Origin of the sequence: Arenivirga flava (assembly GCF_030161575.1) — a bacterium.
Classification (GTDB): Bacteria; Actinomycetota; Actinomycetes; order Actinomycetales; family Microbacteriaceae; genus Arenivirga; species Arenivirga flava.
The window spans coordinates 1,287,754-1,303,564 of sequence record NZ_BSUL01000001.1 but is presented as its reverse complement, the minus strand read 5'-3'; the positions used below and the strand labels follow the sequence as shown (position 1 = coordinate 1,303,564).

General features: G+C 71.7%; 12 protein-coding genes. 7 read left to right on the top strand and 5 right to left on the bottom strand.

Annotated elements, in window-relative coordinates; genetic code table 11:
- Window positions 1-47: 47 nt before the first annotated feature.
- Both QQK26_RS06355 and QQK26_RS06350 read left to right on the top strand, forming a co-directional pair.
- Window positions 48-4,175 (top strand): LamG-like jellyroll fold domain-containing protein, encoded by a 4,128-nt coding sequence (locus tag QQK26_RS06355; protein WP_284231216.1) that lies wholly within the window; start codon window positions 48-50, stop codon window positions 4,173-4,175.
- Between the two features lie 96 nt (window positions 4,176-4,271).
- Entirely contained in the window at window positions 4,272-6,452 is a 2,181-nt protein-coding gene (locus tag QQK26_RS06350) for a CocE/NonD family hydrolase (RefSeq protein ID WP_284231207.1), read from the top strand.
- A 90-nt stretch (window positions 6,453-6,542) separates the two neighbouring features.
- Here the strand turns inward: QQK26_RS06350 and QQK26_RS06345 are convergent, their stop codons facing one another.
- Together QQK26_RS06345 and QQK26_RS06340 are read right to left on the bottom strand one after the other, a co-directional pair.
- On the bottom strand, window positions 6,543-7,568 hold the full coding sequence (locus QQK26_RS06345) for an aldo/keto reductase (RefSeq protein ID WP_284231204.1): 1,026 nt from the start codon (window positions 7,566-7,568) through the stop codon (window positions 6,543-6,545).
- A 172-nt stretch (window positions 7,569-7,740) separates the two neighbouring features.
- The gene (locus QQK26_RS06340) at window positions 7,741-8,655 is read right to left on the bottom strand and encodes an alpha-L-arabinofuranosidase C-terminal domain-containing protein (RefSeq protein ID WP_284231201.1); all 915 of its coding nucleotides are present in this window, start codon (window positions 8,653-8,655) and stop codon (window positions 7,741-7,743) included.
- On the opposite strand from QQK26_RS06340, the gene QQK26_RS06335 reads away from it, so the two are divergent.
- Window positions 8,557-9,084 carry an RICIN domain-containing protein gene (locus tag QQK26_RS06335; RefSeq protein ID WP_348519996.1) on the top strand — a complete coding sequence of 176 codons (528 nt, stop codon included), beginning with the start codon at window positions 8,557-8,559 and terminating at the stop codon, window positions 9,082-9,084. The genes QQK26_RS06340 and QQK26_RS06335 overlap by 99 nt on opposite strands.
- Window positions 9,085-9,202: 118 nt before the next feature.
- Here QQK26_RS06335 and QQK26_RS06330 read toward each other — a convergent pair whose 3' ends face one another.
- Together QQK26_RS06330 and QQK26_RS06325 are read right to left on the bottom strand one after the other, a co-directional pair.
- On the bottom strand, window positions 9,203-10,966 hold the full coding sequence (locus QQK26_RS06330) for an acetyl/propionyl/methylcrotonyl-CoA carboxylase subunit alpha (RefSeq protein ID WP_284231194.1): 1,764 nt from the start codon (window positions 10,964-10,966) through the stop codon (window positions 9,203-9,205).
- Between the two features lie 93 nt (window positions 10,967-11,059).
- Window positions 11,060-11,326, bottom strand: a complete 267-nt coding sequence (locus tag QQK26_RS06325; protein ID WP_284231192.1) for a hypothetical protein — start codon at window positions 11,324-11,326, stop codon at window positions 11,060-11,062.
- Window positions 11,327-11,507: 181 nt separating this feature from the next.
- Here QQK26_RS06325 and QQK26_RS06320 point away from each other — a divergent pair, with 181 nt between their 5' ends.
- Together QQK26_RS06320 and QQK26_RS06315 are read left to right on the top strand one after the other, a co-directional pair.
- Entirely contained in the window at window positions 11,508-11,654 is a 147-nt protein-coding gene (locus QQK26_RS06320) for a hypothetical protein (protein ID WP_284231189.1), read from the top strand.
- A gap of 134 nt (window positions 11,655-11,788) precedes the next feature.
- The gene (locus QQK26_RS06315) at window positions 11,789-12,625 is read left to right on the top strand and encodes an alpha/beta fold hydrolase (protein ID WP_284231186.1); all 837 of its coding nucleotides are present in this window, start codon (window positions 11,789-11,791) and stop codon (window positions 12,623-12,625) included.
- A gap of 571 nt (window positions 12,626-13,196) precedes the next feature.
- Here the strand turns inward: QQK26_RS06315 and QQK26_RS06310 are convergent.
- Complete coding sequence (locus QQK26_RS06310; RefSeq protein WP_284231184.1) at window positions 13,197-13,859, bottom strand: Maf family protein; 663 nt, start codon at window positions 13,857-13,859, stop codon at window positions 13,197-13,199.
- Here QQK26_RS06310 and QQK26_RS06305 point away from each other — a divergent pair.
- The gene (locus QQK26_RS06305; protein WP_284231181.1) at window positions 13,858-15,084 is read left to right on the top strand and encodes a class I SAM-dependent RNA methyltransferase; all 1,227 of its coding nucleotides are present in this window, start codon (window positions 13,858-13,860) and stop codon (window positions 15,082-15,084) included. The two genes, QQK26_RS06310 and QQK26_RS06305, sit on opposite strands and share 2 nt — an antisense overlap.
- Window positions 15,081-15,743: a response regulator transcription factor gene (locus tag QQK26_RS06300; protein WP_284231179.1), complete on the top strand. Its 663-nt coding sequence runs from the start codon at window positions 15,081-15,083 to the stop codon at window positions 15,741-15,743. Before QQK26_RS06305 ends, QQK26_RS06300 begins: the two co-directional genes overlap by 4 nt.
- Window positions 15,744-15,811 lie beyond the last annotated feature (68 nt).

The following is a 15,811-nucleotide window of genomic DNA, read 5'->3' as shown; positions in this document are numbered from 1 at the left end:
CAGTTCCGAGTGGTCGGCGCCGTCCGACCGAGACAGAGAGGTCTCCCATGAAGAACCACGCTCCGCCGAGCGCGACCTTCGCCCGCCGCACCGCGGCCGGCGCGATCGCACTCGCCGTCTGCGCAGGCGGTCTGACCGCCGGCGCACTGCCCGCTGCGGCAGCCGTGCCGCAGCCCTCACTGCACTACGACATGAACCAGCTCACCGGCACCTCCGTACCGGACGTCTCCGGCAACGGTCGCGACGGCACGCTCAACGGCGCCGGCGCCCTCACCCCCGGAGCGGATGGACAAGCGCTGGACCTCACCGGCGGCCACGTCACGATCCCGCGGAGCGCCCTCGGCGCCGGTGAGGACGTGACCGTCTCCGCGACGTTCCGCTGGAGCGGTCAGGGCGGCAACTGGCAGTGGCTCTACGGTCTCGGCGCGAACAACACCAGCTACCTCTTCGCGATGCCCCACGACGGCGACGGGCGCATCCGCACCGCCGTCAGCACCGGCGGTCCGAACGGCGAGGCGCGCGTGCCCGGATTCCAGCCCGCCGAAGCGGGCGAGTGGGTGACGATCACGACGAGTCTCGACGGCGGCGACGATCGCCTCACGACCTACGTGAACGGCGTGGAGCTCGGCTCGGCATCGACCAGCGTGAACGCGAACGCCCTCGTCGCGGCCGCCTCGGCCACCGCCGGCACGATCGGCGCATCGCCGTTCGGCGACCCCGCCTTCCGCGGCGCCGTGGACGACTTCCGCATCTACGACCAGGCGCTGGACGCGGCACAGGTCGCCGAGCTCGTCGGCGCCGACACCGAGCCTGTCGAGCTGAGCCGGAACGCCTTCGAGGTGCGCACGCGGATCGGGGTGCAGCCTGCGCTGCCCGCAGGCGTGCGAGCGACCTACAGCGACGGCTACGACCGTCAGGTGCCCATCGTCTGGCAGCCGGTCGATCCCGCCACCCTCGAGCGCGTCGGCACGTTCGTCGCGAACGGTTCCGCCGACGGGCGACCGGTCTCCGCAACGGTGACGGTGAACCGCGGCGAGCTGCGCGTCGACCTCGGCGAGAAGACCGGCGACGTCTACGGCGGGGCCTCCGGCGTGCTCTACGGGCTGTACGGCGAGGGGATGCCCACGTCGAACCTGGTCGAGGGCATGAACGTGGGCTCGGTCGCGACGAAGGCGCAGGACGGCGCCCAGCACCCGGGCTCCGACGCGCTCGAGATCCTGCCGACCCTGGCCGAGGCGGGCGGCGACGTCTACCTGCGCATCACGGACTGGTACCGCGGCTTCCCGTACCAGTGGCCCGGCAGCACTCCGCAGGAGCGGCTCGACAGCTACCGCGGCGTCCTGCAGGACCAGCTCGACATGATCGAGACCTTCGCCGCCGCGGATGCGACGCAGCGGGGGTACGTCGAGGACCACCTGGTCATCGAGCCCTTCAACGAGCCCGAGGGCAACTCCTTTGGCAGCGGGGCGTGGAGCTACAACAACATCTCCTGGCTGAACAACCCCGCCGACTACTTCGCCGCATGGGATGAGACCTACGAGACCATCCGGGCGTGGAGCGACGAGACCGGCATCGAGGTGCGCATCGCCGGCCCCGGCACCAGCGTGCTGTTCGACCAGGTCGAGGGCTGGCTCGAGCACGTCGTCGCCGAGGACACGGTGCCCGACATCGTCACCTGGCACGAGCTCTCGCACCCGCAGGCGGTGCGCGACTCGATCGACCGCTTCCGCGGATGGGAGCGCGAGGCGTTCGCGGGCACGGTGCACGCCGGCCGCGAGCTGCCGATCAACATCAACGAGTACGCCTTCAACTACCACACCTCGGTGCCCGGCCAGATGATCCAGTGGATCTCGGCCATCGAGGAGAAGAAGGTCGACGCGATGATCGCGTTCTGGAACATCAACGGCAACCTCTCCGACTCCGCCGTGCAGCAGAACCGCGCCAACGGGCAGTGGTGGCTCTACAACGCCTACGCCCAGATGACCGGCGAGACCGTCGAGGTCACGCCGCCGTCGCCGGGCGAGAACTACACGCTGCAGGGCGTCGCTTCACTCGACGAGGAGCGCCGCATCGCCCGCACGCTCCTCGGCGGCGCCGACGGCGACCTCCCCGTCGACTTCGTGGACGTGCCCTCCGCGGTCTTCGGTGACGCGGTGCGGGTGCAGGTGCGCGAGATCCCGTGGACCGGCCAGCTCGGCGACTCCGCTCAGCCGACCGTGCTGTCGGATGCGGTGCTGCCGGTCACCGATGGCACCGTCACGTTCGACTTCGGCGCGGCCGGACTGCCGCAGCTCGACGAGTCCGCCGCGTACGAGGTCGTCCTCACCCCCGGGGGCGACGCCGAGCCGCGCGAGACAGACGACCGCTGGTCGGCCTCCTACGAGGCGGAGGACGCGACCTACGCCGGCGGCGGGTACAGCCGGAACGGTCCCGAGGGCTCGCCGGCCGACGTCGGCAAGTTCTACACCTCCGGCAGTTTCAACGTCGGCGGACTGCGCACCGGCTCGAACGGCCGGCTGAGCTTCGACGTCGAGGTGCCCGAGGACGGCGACTACGACCTGTCGGTCTTCGCCAACAGCCTCAACACCGCCGAGATCATCGCCGAGAACGGCCCCACCAACGTCTTCCTCACGGTCGACGGCGCCGCCGAGCAGGAGCTGTTCCTGCCACTGGGCTACAAGTGGGTGGTCTGGGATCACGAGGAGACCAGCGTCCAGCTGACGGCGGGCCGCCACACGATCACACTCGCCGCGCAGAGCCTGGACCGATCGAAGTCCACGCGAGGGGACGCGCTGATCGATCGGATCACGCTCACCCGGGCGGCGGCGGATGGCACCCAGGACGTCTACGAGGCCGAGCTCGCCGAGCACGACGGCACCGTCGACTACGCCGGCACCGGCACCGTCGACCTCGCCGCCGGCCAGCGCGCCACCTTCTGGGCGTACGGCCCCGTCGACGGCGAGGCCAGCCTCTCGATCGATGGCTCCGGCGATGGCTCGGTGTCGGTGAACGGCCATCCAGTGCTCGACCTCGGCGACCGCTCCGAGGCGGCCGTGCACCTCGAGGGCGGCGTCAACAAGATCGTCGTCGAGGGTCCGGCCCGCGTCGACGCCCTGCGCATCGGCGCATCCGCCGGCGCCATCGAGACCGTCGAGTACCAGGCGGAGGACGCCCGTACCAACGGCACCGCCGCGGTGGTCGACCTCGGCCTGGCCGAGGGCGGCAAGGCGGTGCAGGGGATCGGCGGTGCACCCGGCAACGGCAACACCCTCGAATTCACGGTCGATGCCGCCACGGCTGGGGAGCACGCGGTGGTCGTGCGCTTCTCGAACCCCGAGCAGGTGCCGGCGACGCATTACAACCCGAACCCGATGGCCCGTCACGCCGACATCTCGGTGAACGGCGGCGAGGCGGACCGGGTGCTGTTCGTGCCGACGTTCCACCGGAACAACTTCTGGGAGCGCACGGTCGTGCTCGACCTGGAGGCCGGCGAGAACGTCATCCGCTTCGCTGCGGAGGAGCAGCCCAACTTCGACGGCGACACCTACGCCGAGGAGAACTGGCCGGGCATCCCGCTGCGAGCGGATGAGGCGCCGATCATCGACCGGATCACCGTCTCCGCCCTGGTCGCGGCGGCGGGCACGGACCCGACGGACCCGACGGACCCGACGGATCCGGGTACGCCGACGGACCCCGGTACGCCGACGGACCCGGGCACGCCGCCCACCGAGCCCGGTACGCCGACGTCGCCGAGCGACGGCGCGCCCTCCGCTCCTGCGGCGGGCGACCTCACGGATGAGAACCGCGGCGACGTGCAGGCTCCCGCCTCGGCGGCGGCCGGGTCGATGATCACGGTGCAGGTCGGTCGTGATCGGGCCGGTCAGCGGGTCTGGGCGTGGCTGTACTCGAAGCCCATCGCGCTGGGCTCCGACGTGGTCGAGGCCGACGGGTCGACGCAGTTCCGCATCCCGGCGGACACATCCGCGGGCCAGCACCGCATCGCGATCGTGGCCGCTGACGGCGACGTCATCGGTTGGGACACCATCACGATCACCCGCGACGGCACCACGCTGAGCCGCACCGGCGCGGAGGTGTCGGCCATCGCCGGCACCGCCCTGCTCCTGCTGCTCGCCGGCGCCGCCCTCATCGCGATCCGACGCCACCGGACCGCGTGAACCGATGGCGGGTGGAGGGGTCGTCCCTCCACCCGCCATGCCTCGGCCCGGAGCGGGCTTCGGCGCTCCACCACTGAACGAACAGGACCCCTCGACATGACGACGACACGGCGGATCGGCTTCACGGCGGCGCTCGTCCTCACGGCGACCGCGATCGCGGTGCCCGCAGCAGCAGCTCCCGCGGCGTCCGACCCCCTGTACCCGATGGAGGAGGCGGTGATCGAGCACGTGTACGTGCAGACGGCCATGGACTCGGACCGCGACGGACGACGCGATCTGGTGCGAGCGGACATCGTTCGCCCCGCCGCCGCGCCCGACGGCACGGTGCCGTCCATCATCACGGCGAGCGGCTACAACGGCACGCCGGGCGGCAAGCCCTACCTCGACGACGCGAACCGCGACACGTCGAGCCTGCGCTTCATGCCGGGCGTCTACGACAACTACTTCGTCCCCCGCGGCTACGCGTACCTCTCCGTCGATGTCGCCGGTACGAACTGGTCCGAGGGCTGCGTCGACAACGTCGGCCCGAACGACGTCGAGTCCGTCGCCGCCGTCATCCGCTGGCTGCACCGAGAACCCGACGCGATCGCCTACCGGCAGCTCGACCGTGCCGAGCTCGTCGATGCGCCGTGGAGCTCGGGACGCAGCGCGGTCACCGGCATCTCCTACGACGGCGGGATCGCCAACGCGGTCGCCACCTCCGAGGCGGTCCCCGGACTGGAGACGGTCATCCCGATCGCCGGAGGCACCAGCGCCTACAACACCCGTCCCAACGGCGTCTACGTCGGGGCCGGCACCGCCGAGTTCAGCGAATGGCTGACCGAACCGGAACCGGCGGGCACCGAGCAGCCCACCCTCCCGCCGCGGCTGCGGGAGCATCAAGCGCAGAAGCGCCTGCAGTGCCAGGCGGACTTCGACCGGATGCGCGCCGAATCCGACCCGCAGGAGCGCACCTACAACGCCTTCTGGAAGGCGAGGGACTACGCGGATCGAGTCGACCGGATCGCCGCGAACGGGGTCAGCGTGTTCACCGTCATGGGCCAGGGCGACATGATCGTGCGAACCAACGAGTTCGACGAGCACTGGGCGGCGATGCAGCGGGCAGGCGTGGAATCGAAACTCTGGTTGCATCAGCGCGGCCACATCGACCCCTTCGATGCGGACCGCGACGGATGGATGAGCACCCTGCACGCCTGGCTCGATCACGAGCTGATGGGCATCGACAACGGTGCGACCGACGCACCTGCCGTGCGCGTCGAGCTGGGCCCGGACGCCTGGACCGAGAGCGATCGCTGGCCGATCGCGGGGTCGACCCCGGTCCCGCTGTCGTTGCATGGTGGCGGGGACGGTGGCGTCGGACGGATCACCACCGCTCCGAGCAGCGGCGGCATCGAGTCCTTCGTCGGTGCGCAGCTGCCCGACGCCACGCCGTTCGGGATGACCGCAGGCGCCGAGGACCCCCAGCCCGGTCCCGATCGGCTGATCTACGTCAGCGAGCCGTTCGAGACGGCGACGCGCATCTCGGGAACCCCGTCGGTGTCCCTGCGGGTCGCCGGCGAAGCGAGCGACATGAACGTCTCCGCCGCGCTCGTCGACTACGGACCGGGGGAGTACGTCGACTGGACGATCGACGCGGGCGTGGAAGCGCTGCCCACCGCGCGGGAGTGGGGAGAGCCGACCGAGGACGAGGACTTGCTTGTAGCGGACACGCGTGCGCGGAGCACGGCTGCGGGCAGCTACACCTTCTCCCGTGGCACCGCCAGCCTCGCCCACCACGAGACCCTGACCCGGTACACGCCCGTCGCCGCCGACGAGATGGTCCAGCTGGGGTGGGACCTCTACGCGGCGGACCACGTGATCCCCGCCGGGCACCGCCTCGGCGTGATCCTCTACAACAACTCCGTGCAGCTCGACCCCGGCACCGTCGGCGACTACGTCGGCACCGCAGGTGCGACGATCGACCTCGCCGCCAGCTCCGTCACCGTCCCCGTCGTCGGCCTGCCGCGCGCCGACTGGGCAGCCCCGACCGGCCCTACGGCGCCGACCGATCCCACCACCCCGACGGCTCCGGCGGATCCCTCGGACCGGGACCCATCCACTCCTCCGACGGATACTGTTTCCGACCGTGATCGCGGTGACCCGCAGGTGTCGGCCCAGGGCGGCAGCAGGACGTTGAGCCGCACCGGCGCAGATGCCGGCGTCGTCGCCGGAGCAGGACTGCTCCTGCTGCTCGCAGGAGCGGGCATGCTCGCCCTTCCGCGGCGGCGGCGCGCCTGAGCGGTGCGGGTGCTCGCGACCGTCGTGCCTGACGTGCGCCTGCTCCACCCGTACGCCACCAGGCACGGAGGAGAGCGGATGCGGAGAGCCTCAGGGCGTGAGGTCGCGGTGCCGCTGCTTGATGGCGAGCTCGCCGTAGGGGTACACCTCGGCCTGCGGCCGGCTGATCTCGGTGAGGTGCTGCAGGGTCTCCTCGTCGACGTCCACGTCGAGCGCGGCGACGTTGGCCTGCAGCTGCTCGACGGAGCGCGCGCCGATGATGGTGCTCGTCACGCCGGGCTGGCGGTCCAGCCAGGCCAGGGCGAGCTGGGCGGGGGAGCAGCCGAGGCGCTCGGCGCCCTCGCGCACGGCGTCGATGACGGCCCAGTTGCGCTCGTCGTCCTTGCGCAGCGACCAGGCCTCCATGCCCCGTTCCGGGTTCTCGCCGAGGCGGCTGGCGCCGGTGGGCGCCTCCTCGCGGCGGTACTTGCCGGTCAACCATCCGCCGGCCAGCGGCGACCATGGCAGCAGGCCGATGCCCTGGTCGAGCACCGCGGGCACGACCTCGTGCTCGATGCCGCGCACCAGCAGGCTGTACTGCACCTGCAGCGTGACGGGCGGCGCCCATCCGCGGTGCTCGGCCGCCAGCGCGGCCTTGGTGATCTGCCAGCCGGTGTAGTTCGAGAGCCCGAAGGCGTCGATCTTGCCGGCGCTGATCGCGTCGTCGAGGAACCGCAGGGTCTCCTCGAGCGGGGTGAGCGCGTCCCAGGCGTGCACCTGGTACAGGTCGATGCGCTCGACGCCGAGGCGCTGCAGGCTCGCGTCCAGGGCCCTCGAGAGGTGGCGGCGCGAGGCGCCGTAGTCGTTCGCGTCGTCGCCCATGGGGAAGCGGCCCTTGGTGGTGATCACCAGGCGCTCCGCGTCCTTCGGGTTCGCGGCGAGCCACTTGCCGATGATGCGCTCGGACGTGCCGCGCGAGTAGACGTCCGCGGTGTCGAGGAAGTTGCCGCCCGCGTCGAGGTAGGCCTCGATGATGCGGTGCGAGGTGGATTCGTCGGCCTCGTTGCCGAAGGTCATGGTGCCGAGGGTCTGCGCGGCGACGACCGCGCCGCTCCTGCCGAGTGTGCGTGAGTGCATGCCTCAACCTCACCCTGCGCGGCGCGCGGGTGGCGAGACCCCGGGGCTCCGTTCAGCTAGCGAACGGAACCCCCGTCTCGCCCGCAGGCGCTCGACGGCCGCCGAGGTGCCCACTTCCACCAGCCGACGCCGCGGCATGCCGGAATGCGGGCGACGCGACGAACTGAGGGGGTCACCGCAGCGACACCGCCGCCCACGAAACCGGCGGCAGCGTGACCCGCAGCGCGCCATCCTCCACCACCGCGCCCTCGAGTGTGCGCAGCGTAACGCGCTCCGGCTGCTCGAGCGAGTTCGTCGCGAAGGGGTCCTCGTCCCACAGCCCGACGGCCTCCACGATTTCGCGCGCGGGCGCACCCGTGCCGAGGTCGACGGCGATCTCGACCGGCGCATCCGTCGACCGGTTCACCAGGAACACGGCGAGCGCGTCGCCGTCGGCGGTCGCGACGGCGTCGACCTGCGGCACCGTGCCGTGCCGCTCGGTATCGATCGACCCGGCGCGCACGTCGACGGCGACGGCCTGGCCGCGGGCGAGTCGCGACGTGACGGCGAACGGATGGAAGGTCGTCTGCTTCCACACCCCGCCGCCCGGCTCGGTCATGATCGGCGCGATCACGTTGACGAGCTGGGCGAGTGACGCGCTCGTCACCCGGTCGGCGTGCTTGAGCAGCGAGATGAGCAGGTCGCCGACCACCACCGCGTCGGCGACCGTGTAGACGTCCTCGAGGATGCGCGGGGCGACCGGCCAGTCGTCGATCGCCGTGTGCTTGTCCTCGGCGTGGTACCGGTCGATGTTCCAGATGTTCCACTCGTCGAACGAGATCTGGATGCGCTTGCTCGAGCCCTTCACCGCGCCCACGTGGTCGGCGGTCGCGACGACCGTCTCGATGAACCGGTCCATGTCGACCGCGGAGGCGAGGAAGCTCGGCAGGTCGTCGCCGACGAGGTTGTAGTAGGCGTGGCAGGAGATGTAGTCGACGAGGTCGTAGGTGTGGCTGAGCACCACCCGCTCCCACTCGCCGAACGTCGGCATGGCCGCGCTCGACGAGCCGCACACCACCAGCTCGATGGAGGGGTCGAGCTGGCGCATCGCGCTGGCGGTCTGCGCGGCGAGTTTGCCGTAGTCCTCCGCTTCGCGGAGGTGCTGTCCGCCTCGCTCGACGATGGCGCGCCCGTGGGTCAGTGGGCCGACACGAACAACGCGACGCAGGTCTGGACGCTCGACGCCGTCGGCAGCCAGTTCCAGCTGGTGAACGCCAACAGCGGCAAGCTGCTCGAGATCCCGGGAGCCTCCGCGGCCGACGGCGTCGACGCCGTGCAGTGGGCTCCGACAGGCGACGCGTCGCAGCGCTGGCTGACGCAGCGCAGCGGCGCCTTCTGGTGGCTGCAGAACGCGAACAGCGGCAAGCTGCTCGAAGTGCAGGGCGCATCCGCAGCGGATGGTGCGCTGCTGCAGCAGCGCACTGCGGACGGCAGCCAGGCCCAGCAGTGGCGGCTGGTGCGCGAGGCCATCCAGTAGCGCACGACGACCGGCGCGGAGGGGCGGACCGTTCCCGCACCTCCGCGCCTCCGCGTGCGCAACGACGGACGCCCCGCGGCTCCGGCGAGCCGCGGGGCGTCCGCGAAGGAGAGGAGCCTCAGCTGATGCTGAGCAGCCGGTGCCCCGCCGACACCGTGGTGCCGACGGTCGCGTCGACTGCGCCGACGACGCCGTCCTTGTGCGCGGTGATGGGCTGCTCCATCTTCATGGCCTCGAGCACGAGGAGCAGGTCGCCCTTGACGACGGTGTCGCCCTCGGCGACCGCCAGCTTCACGATCGTGGCCTGCATCGGGCTGGTCACCGTGTCGCCGCTCTTGCCGGCCGCGACCGCGGTGGTCGAGCGGCGCGACGGGGCGGCGACGGAGCTGCCCTGGGCGGTGGCGAGGATCTTGGCGGGCAGGCTCACCTCGAGGCGCTTGCCGCCGACCTCCACGACCACGCTCTGGCGGCCGGTCTCCTCCGCTGCCGGGGCGCCGGCCAGCGAACCGTCCCAGGCCGGGATGTCGTTGTCGAACTCGGTCTCGATCCAGCGGGTGTAGACGCTGAAGGGCTTGCCGTCGGTCGGGGCGAAGGCCTCGTCGCGCACGACCTTGCGGTGGAAGGGCAGCACGGTCGGCAGGCCGGCGACCTCGAACTCGTCGAGGGCGCGGGCGGCGCGCTGCAGCGCCTCCTCGCGGGTGCCGCCGGTGACGATGAGCTTCGCCAGCAGCGAGTCGAAGGCACCGGAGATGACATCGCCGGTGGTGACGCCGCTGTCGACGCGCACCCCGGGACCGCCGGGCAGGCGCAGGGACTGCACCGGGCCGGGCATGGGGAAGAAGTTGGTGCCCGGGTCCTCGCCGTTGATGCGGAACTCGAAGGAGTGGCCGCGCGGGGCCGGGTCGTCGTAGCCGAGGGGCTCGCCCTCGGCGAGGCGGAACTGCTCGCGCACGAGGTCGATGCCGGTCACCTCCTCGCTGACGGGGTGCTCCACCTGCAGGCGGGTGTTCACCTCGAGGAACGACACGGTGCCGTCCTTGCCGATGAGGAACTCGCAGGTGCCGGCGCCGACGTAGCCGACCTCCTTGAGGATGGCCTTCGACGCGTCGTACAGGGCCTTCGTCTGCTCCGCCGTGAGGAACGGCGCGGGCGCCTCCTCGACGAGCTTCTGGTGGCGGCGCTGCAGCGAGCAGTCGCGGGTGCTGATGACGACGACGTCGCCGTGCGCATCCGCCAGGCACTGGGTCTCGACGTGGCGCGGCTGGTCGAGGTACTTCTCGACGAAGCACTCGCCGCGCCCGAAGGCCGCGACGGCCTCGCGGGTGGCGCTGTCGAAGAGCTCGGCCACCTCCTCGCGCTCGCGGGCGACCTTGAGGCCGCGCCCGCCGCCGCCGAAGGCCGCCTTGATGGCCACGGGCAGACCGTGCACGTCCACGAAGGCCAGCACCTCATCCGCATCCGCCACCGGGTTGAGGGTGCCCGGCGCGAGCGGGGCGCCGGCCTTCTCGGCGATGTGGCGCGCGCTGACCTTGTCGCCCAGCTGCTCGATGGCCTCAGGGGAGGGGCCGATCCAGATGAGGCCCGCCGCGATGACCTGGCGGGCGAAGTCGGCGTTCTCTGCCAGGAAGCCGTAGCCCGGGTGCACGGCATCGGCGCCGCTGCGGCGGGCTGCCGAGAGGATCTTGTCGATCACGAGGTAGGTCTCGGCGCTGGTCGCGCCGTTCAGTGCGTAGGCCTCGTCGGCGAGCTTCACGTGCCGCGCGTCGCGATCCTGGTCGGCGTAGACGGCGACGGAGGCGATGCCGCTGTCGCGGGCCGCACGGATGACGCGCACTGCGATCTCGCCACGGTTGGCGATGAGGACCTTGGTGATACGGGGCATGACCCTCAGCCTATTGGCCGCTCCCCGCCCAGCTCTGTCACCGACACCCACGATTCGCGCGGCACGGTTGTACGCGCACGACAAACGGCGCGGTCAGTGGGTCAGTATGCGCACCGCGGCGGTGAGGTTGCGGTGCTGGCCGACCTCGACGGCGAAGGCGTAGGGGGTGCCGCTGAGCGCCACCCAGATCGGTCCGGCGGCCTCGATGTAGCCGATGGGCCGGTCGTTCAGCACGATCTCGTAGAGCGAGAGGGAGAGCGGGATGATCGCCGCCGCGGGCACCCGGCCGAGCGACGGTTGCGTGATCGTCTCGCGAGCGGTCGCGGCGATGGGCCCGGCGGATGCATCGTGCAGGGTCATGGTTCGGTCCTTCCGGATGCGGGAGGCTGAGTAGGTGACGAGACTGCCGAGCGAAGATGTGCGCCCACTCCGGGGTGTCCGGTCAGTGCAGCAGGCTCGATTGTCCGGACACCGCGCCCTCGACGAGGGTCACTGGACGGCACGTGCGAGCGGTCGGGCGATGTCGTAGCCCCCACGTACCGTGACCGCCATGTATGTCGCCGCCCCGAACTGCCCGAACTGCCTGAGGGCGCTCGCGGTCGAGGGTTCGGTCAGCCAGCCGTACTGGTGGTGCGAGCACTGCGAACTGGTCGTGCTCGACGCGGTCGCCAAGGCCGACGCCGACTGAGCTGTTCGGAGCCGCAGCGCGCTCGGCTGGGTTCCTGCATCCGCTCCGAGCGATCCATCGACGCAGGGCGGGAGCAGGCTGACCGGCAGCTTCAGGCTCGACTCGTCGGCTCGAATCGTTCGCAGAGTGAACGCATGACCGAGATCACCGCACACCACGGACTCCTGACCGACGTGAACCTCCACGTGGACGACACCGGCGGCGCCGGCCGTCCCGTCGTGCTCATCCACGGCTGGCCGCTCAGCGGCGAGTCGTGGAGCGAGCAGATCCCCGCCCTCACCGCCGCCGGCTACCGCGTCGTCAGTTACGACCGCCGCGGCTTCGGGCGCAGCGACAAGCCGCGCCAGGGCTACGACTACGACACCTTCGCCGAGGACCTCGACGCCGTGCTCTCGGCGCTCGACGTGCGCGACGCGACGCTCGTCGGCTTCTCGATGGGTGGCGGCGAGGTGGCCCGCTACCTGTCGAAGTTCGGCAGCGACCGCATCCGCAGCGCCGTCTTCGCCGCAGCGGTGCCGCCGTACCTGGCGCAGACCGACGACAACCCCGAGGGTCCGCTCGACCAGGAGACGGCCGACGGCATGGAGTCGGGCCTCAAGGAGGACGACGCCGCCTTCTACGACCAGTTCACGAAGGACTTCTTCACCGCGAACGGCACCATCGCCGTCACCGAGGAGCAGCGCCAGCAGGCCCTCGCGCTCGCGAAGCAGGCCGACAAGCACGCCGCGCTCGGCGCGATGAAGGCGTTCGCGACCACGGACTTCCGCGAGGACCTGAAGGCCGTCACGGTGCCGGCGCTCATCATCCACGGCGACAGCGATGGCACCGTGCCCTTCGAGGGCTCGGGCCAGCGCACCCACCAGGCGCTGAGCGGCAGCGAGCTGCACGTCGTCGTCGGCGGCCCGCACGGCATCAACGTGTCGCACGCCGACGAGTTCAACCGCGAGCTGCTGGCATTCCTCGCCAAGTAGCGGCCGCACGTCACGCAGGGGACGAGCGGATGCGCATCCGCTCGTCCCCTGCCCCGCCTCCAGCCCCTGCCCCGCATCCAGCCCCTCTTCGACGTTCGGCCCCAGCCCCGCATTCAGCCCCTGCCCGACCTTCGGCGCCAGCCCACCCCGCGCACCCACCCCGCGGCCCCGCGCTCCTTCCCGCGCTCGCGCGAGCCCAGGCTGGAGTTCAGGAGCCGACGCCCGACACGCCGAGGACTTCCTGCTCCGCCCCGGCGTGGCGCCACCCCGCTCCTGATCTCCAGCAGGGGCGGCACCCGATCGGCGTCGATCGTGCATCGAGCGCTCCACGCCATGACCGCTGCACGAACCACCCGCCGCTTGAGCCCGGAACGTCGGGTCCTGCCTCCTGCCCGAGCTGAAGTTCAGGAACAGTTGGAGCGACGCGCCGCGGAACCGCCGGCACCGGGCGGCGTGCCGCTGCCGGGCTCCTGAACTCCTGGCGCATGCGTCGGCGGTCGAGCGAGCCGGCGCGAAGCCGGGGAACAGCGGATGAGCGGATGCGGGCGACCGCATCCGCTCATCCGCGTCGTCAGCGCTTGGGGATGTTCCAGAGGTCGGTCCAGTCGACCCCGAGCTCGCGGACGAGTCCGCGCAGGGTCGCCACCGAGAGCCCGACCACCGCGTGCGGGTCGCCGTCGACCGCGGTGATGAACGCGGCGCCGAGGCTGTCGATCGTGAACGCGCCGGCCACGTGCAGCGGCTCGCCCGTGGCGATGTACGCGTCGATCTCGTCCTCGGTGATGTCGTCGGCGAACGAGACCCCGGCTGCCGCGACCGCTCCGACGCCATCCCCGTGACGTCCGCCCCGGTGATCGATGAGCCAGTGCCCCGAGTGCAGCACTCCGCTGGCTCCGCGCTGCTCGAGCCAGCGCTGCTTCGCCACCTCGGGGCGGTGGGGCTTGCCGTGGATGCGGCCGGCGATCGCGAAGGCGCTGTCGCCGCCGAGCACCAGACCGTCGATCGACGGGTCACCGGCCACGGCCTCCGCCTTCGCCTTGGCGAGCAGCTGCACGAACTCCTCGGCGCCGAGGGACGAGCCGCGGCGCGCCTCCTCGGCGTCGACCACCGCCTGCTCGTCGACGCCGGGGCTGATCAGCACGGGCTCGACGCCGGCCGCGCGCAGCGTCGCGAGGCGGGCGGGGGAGGTCGAGGCGAGATAGAGGCGAACGGGGGTGTGGGATGCTCGTTGCATGGCAATCGCTCGGGATCAGGACGTCGAACTGACGGTCACCACGCTAGCTCACGGGGGTCTCGGCATCGCGAGGCTCGACGGGCGGGTCGTCTTCGTCAGCGACGCCATCCCCGGCGAGACCGTGCGCGCCCGGGTCACCGAGCAGAAGAAGTCGTTCTGGCGCGCCGACACCGTCGAGGTGCTCGAGGCGAGCCCGCACCGCCGCGAGCACATCTGGGCGGAGGCCTCGATCGAGCGGGCCCCCGAGGACCGCGCCGGCGGCGCCGACCTGGGCCACATCGACCTGTCGCATCAGCGCGAGCTCAAGCAGCAGGTGCTGCGCGAGTCCCTCGCCCGCTTCGGCAAGGTCGAGCGCGACGTCCCCGTCGAACCGGTAACGGGCGACACGGGCGTCAACGGGCTCGGCTACCGCACCCGCATCAGCCTGCACGTGGCCGGCGGCGGCACCGTCGGCCCCTACGCCGCCCGCAGCAACCGCGTGATCCCCGTGCAGTCCCTGCCGCTCGCCGTCGCCGAGGTCGCCGAGGCGGCTCCCCTCGCCGAGAAGATGGTCGGCGTCCAGCGCGTCGATGTGCTCCTCGCGGCCGAGGGCGGCGCGCGCCTCATCATCGACGAGCAGGCTCCGAGCCCGATCGTCGAGCGCGTGGGCGAGCGGGAGTTCCAGCTCGACGACGGCGGCTTCTGGCAGGTGCACCGCAGCGCCGCCCAGGTGCTGACCGACGCCGTCCAGGAGGCGATCATCCCCGAGCGCTTCGACGCCGCCGCCGGCAACCTCGACCTCTACGGCGGCGTCGGCCTGCTGGCCGCGGCCGTCGGCGACCGCTTCGGCGAGAGGACCCGCATCACCTCGGTGGAATCGGATGAGCGCGCCACCGAGCACGCCGCCGAGAACCTCGCCGACTGGCTGGGCGCGCGCACCGTCAACGCCCGCGTCGACCGCTTCCTCGTCGACCTCGAGGGCGCCGTCGGCACCAGGGGCGCCAAGGGTGCCACCGTCGTGCTCGACCCGCCCCGCTCCGGCGCCGGCCGCGAGGTCGTCGAACGGCTCGCCTCGCTCGCCCCCGCGCAGATCGTCTACGTCGCCTGCGACCCGGTCGCCTTCTCGCGCGACGTCGGCACCTTCGCCGAGCTGGGCTGGCGTCTCGAGAAGCTGCGCGCCTTCGACCTGTTCCCGCACACCCACCACCTCGAGGCCGTCGGCACGCTCGTGCCGATCGACGCATGAGCGCCGTGCGGGTCGGCGTCGTCGACGACCACGAGTCGGTGCGTCTCGGCCTGCGCGCCGCCTGCCAGGAGGCCGGCTACACGGTCGTCGCGACGGGCGCCACCGCCTCGGAGGTCGCGGCCGCGATCCAGCCCGGCGACCTCGACGTCGTCGTGCTCGACCTCTCCCTCGGCGACGGCTCCACCGTCACCGAGAACGTGAAGCGGATGCAGGTGCTCGGCGCGGCCGTGCTCGTCCACTCGATCGCCGATCGCGTCGCCCTGGTCCGCGAGGCGCTCGCCGCGGGCGCGGCCGGCGTCATCCCCAAGGCCAGCGCCACGAGCACGGTCATGAACGCGATCGCCACGGTCGCACGCGGCGACGTGCTCAACAACCTCGAGTGGGCCACCGCGATCGACGCCGACGGCGATTTCGCCAAGGCGCAGCTCGGCCGCCGCGAGCGTGAGATCCTGCATCTCTACGCCTCGGGCCTGCCGCTCAAGCTCGCCGCGCAGCAGCTCGGCATCGGCTACTCGACGGCCCGCGAGTACCTCGACCGCATCCGCGCCAAGTACGTGGAGGTGGGCCGCCCCGCGCCCACCAAGGTCGACCTGCTGCGCCGCGCCGTCGAGGACGGCATCCTGCCCGGGCTGCAGACCGACGGGCCGGAAGCGCGATGAGCGGCCGGGGCGGATGGTGCGCATCCGCTCGCGAGGCGGCCCACGCCGGCCCCGCCGTCGCATCCGGA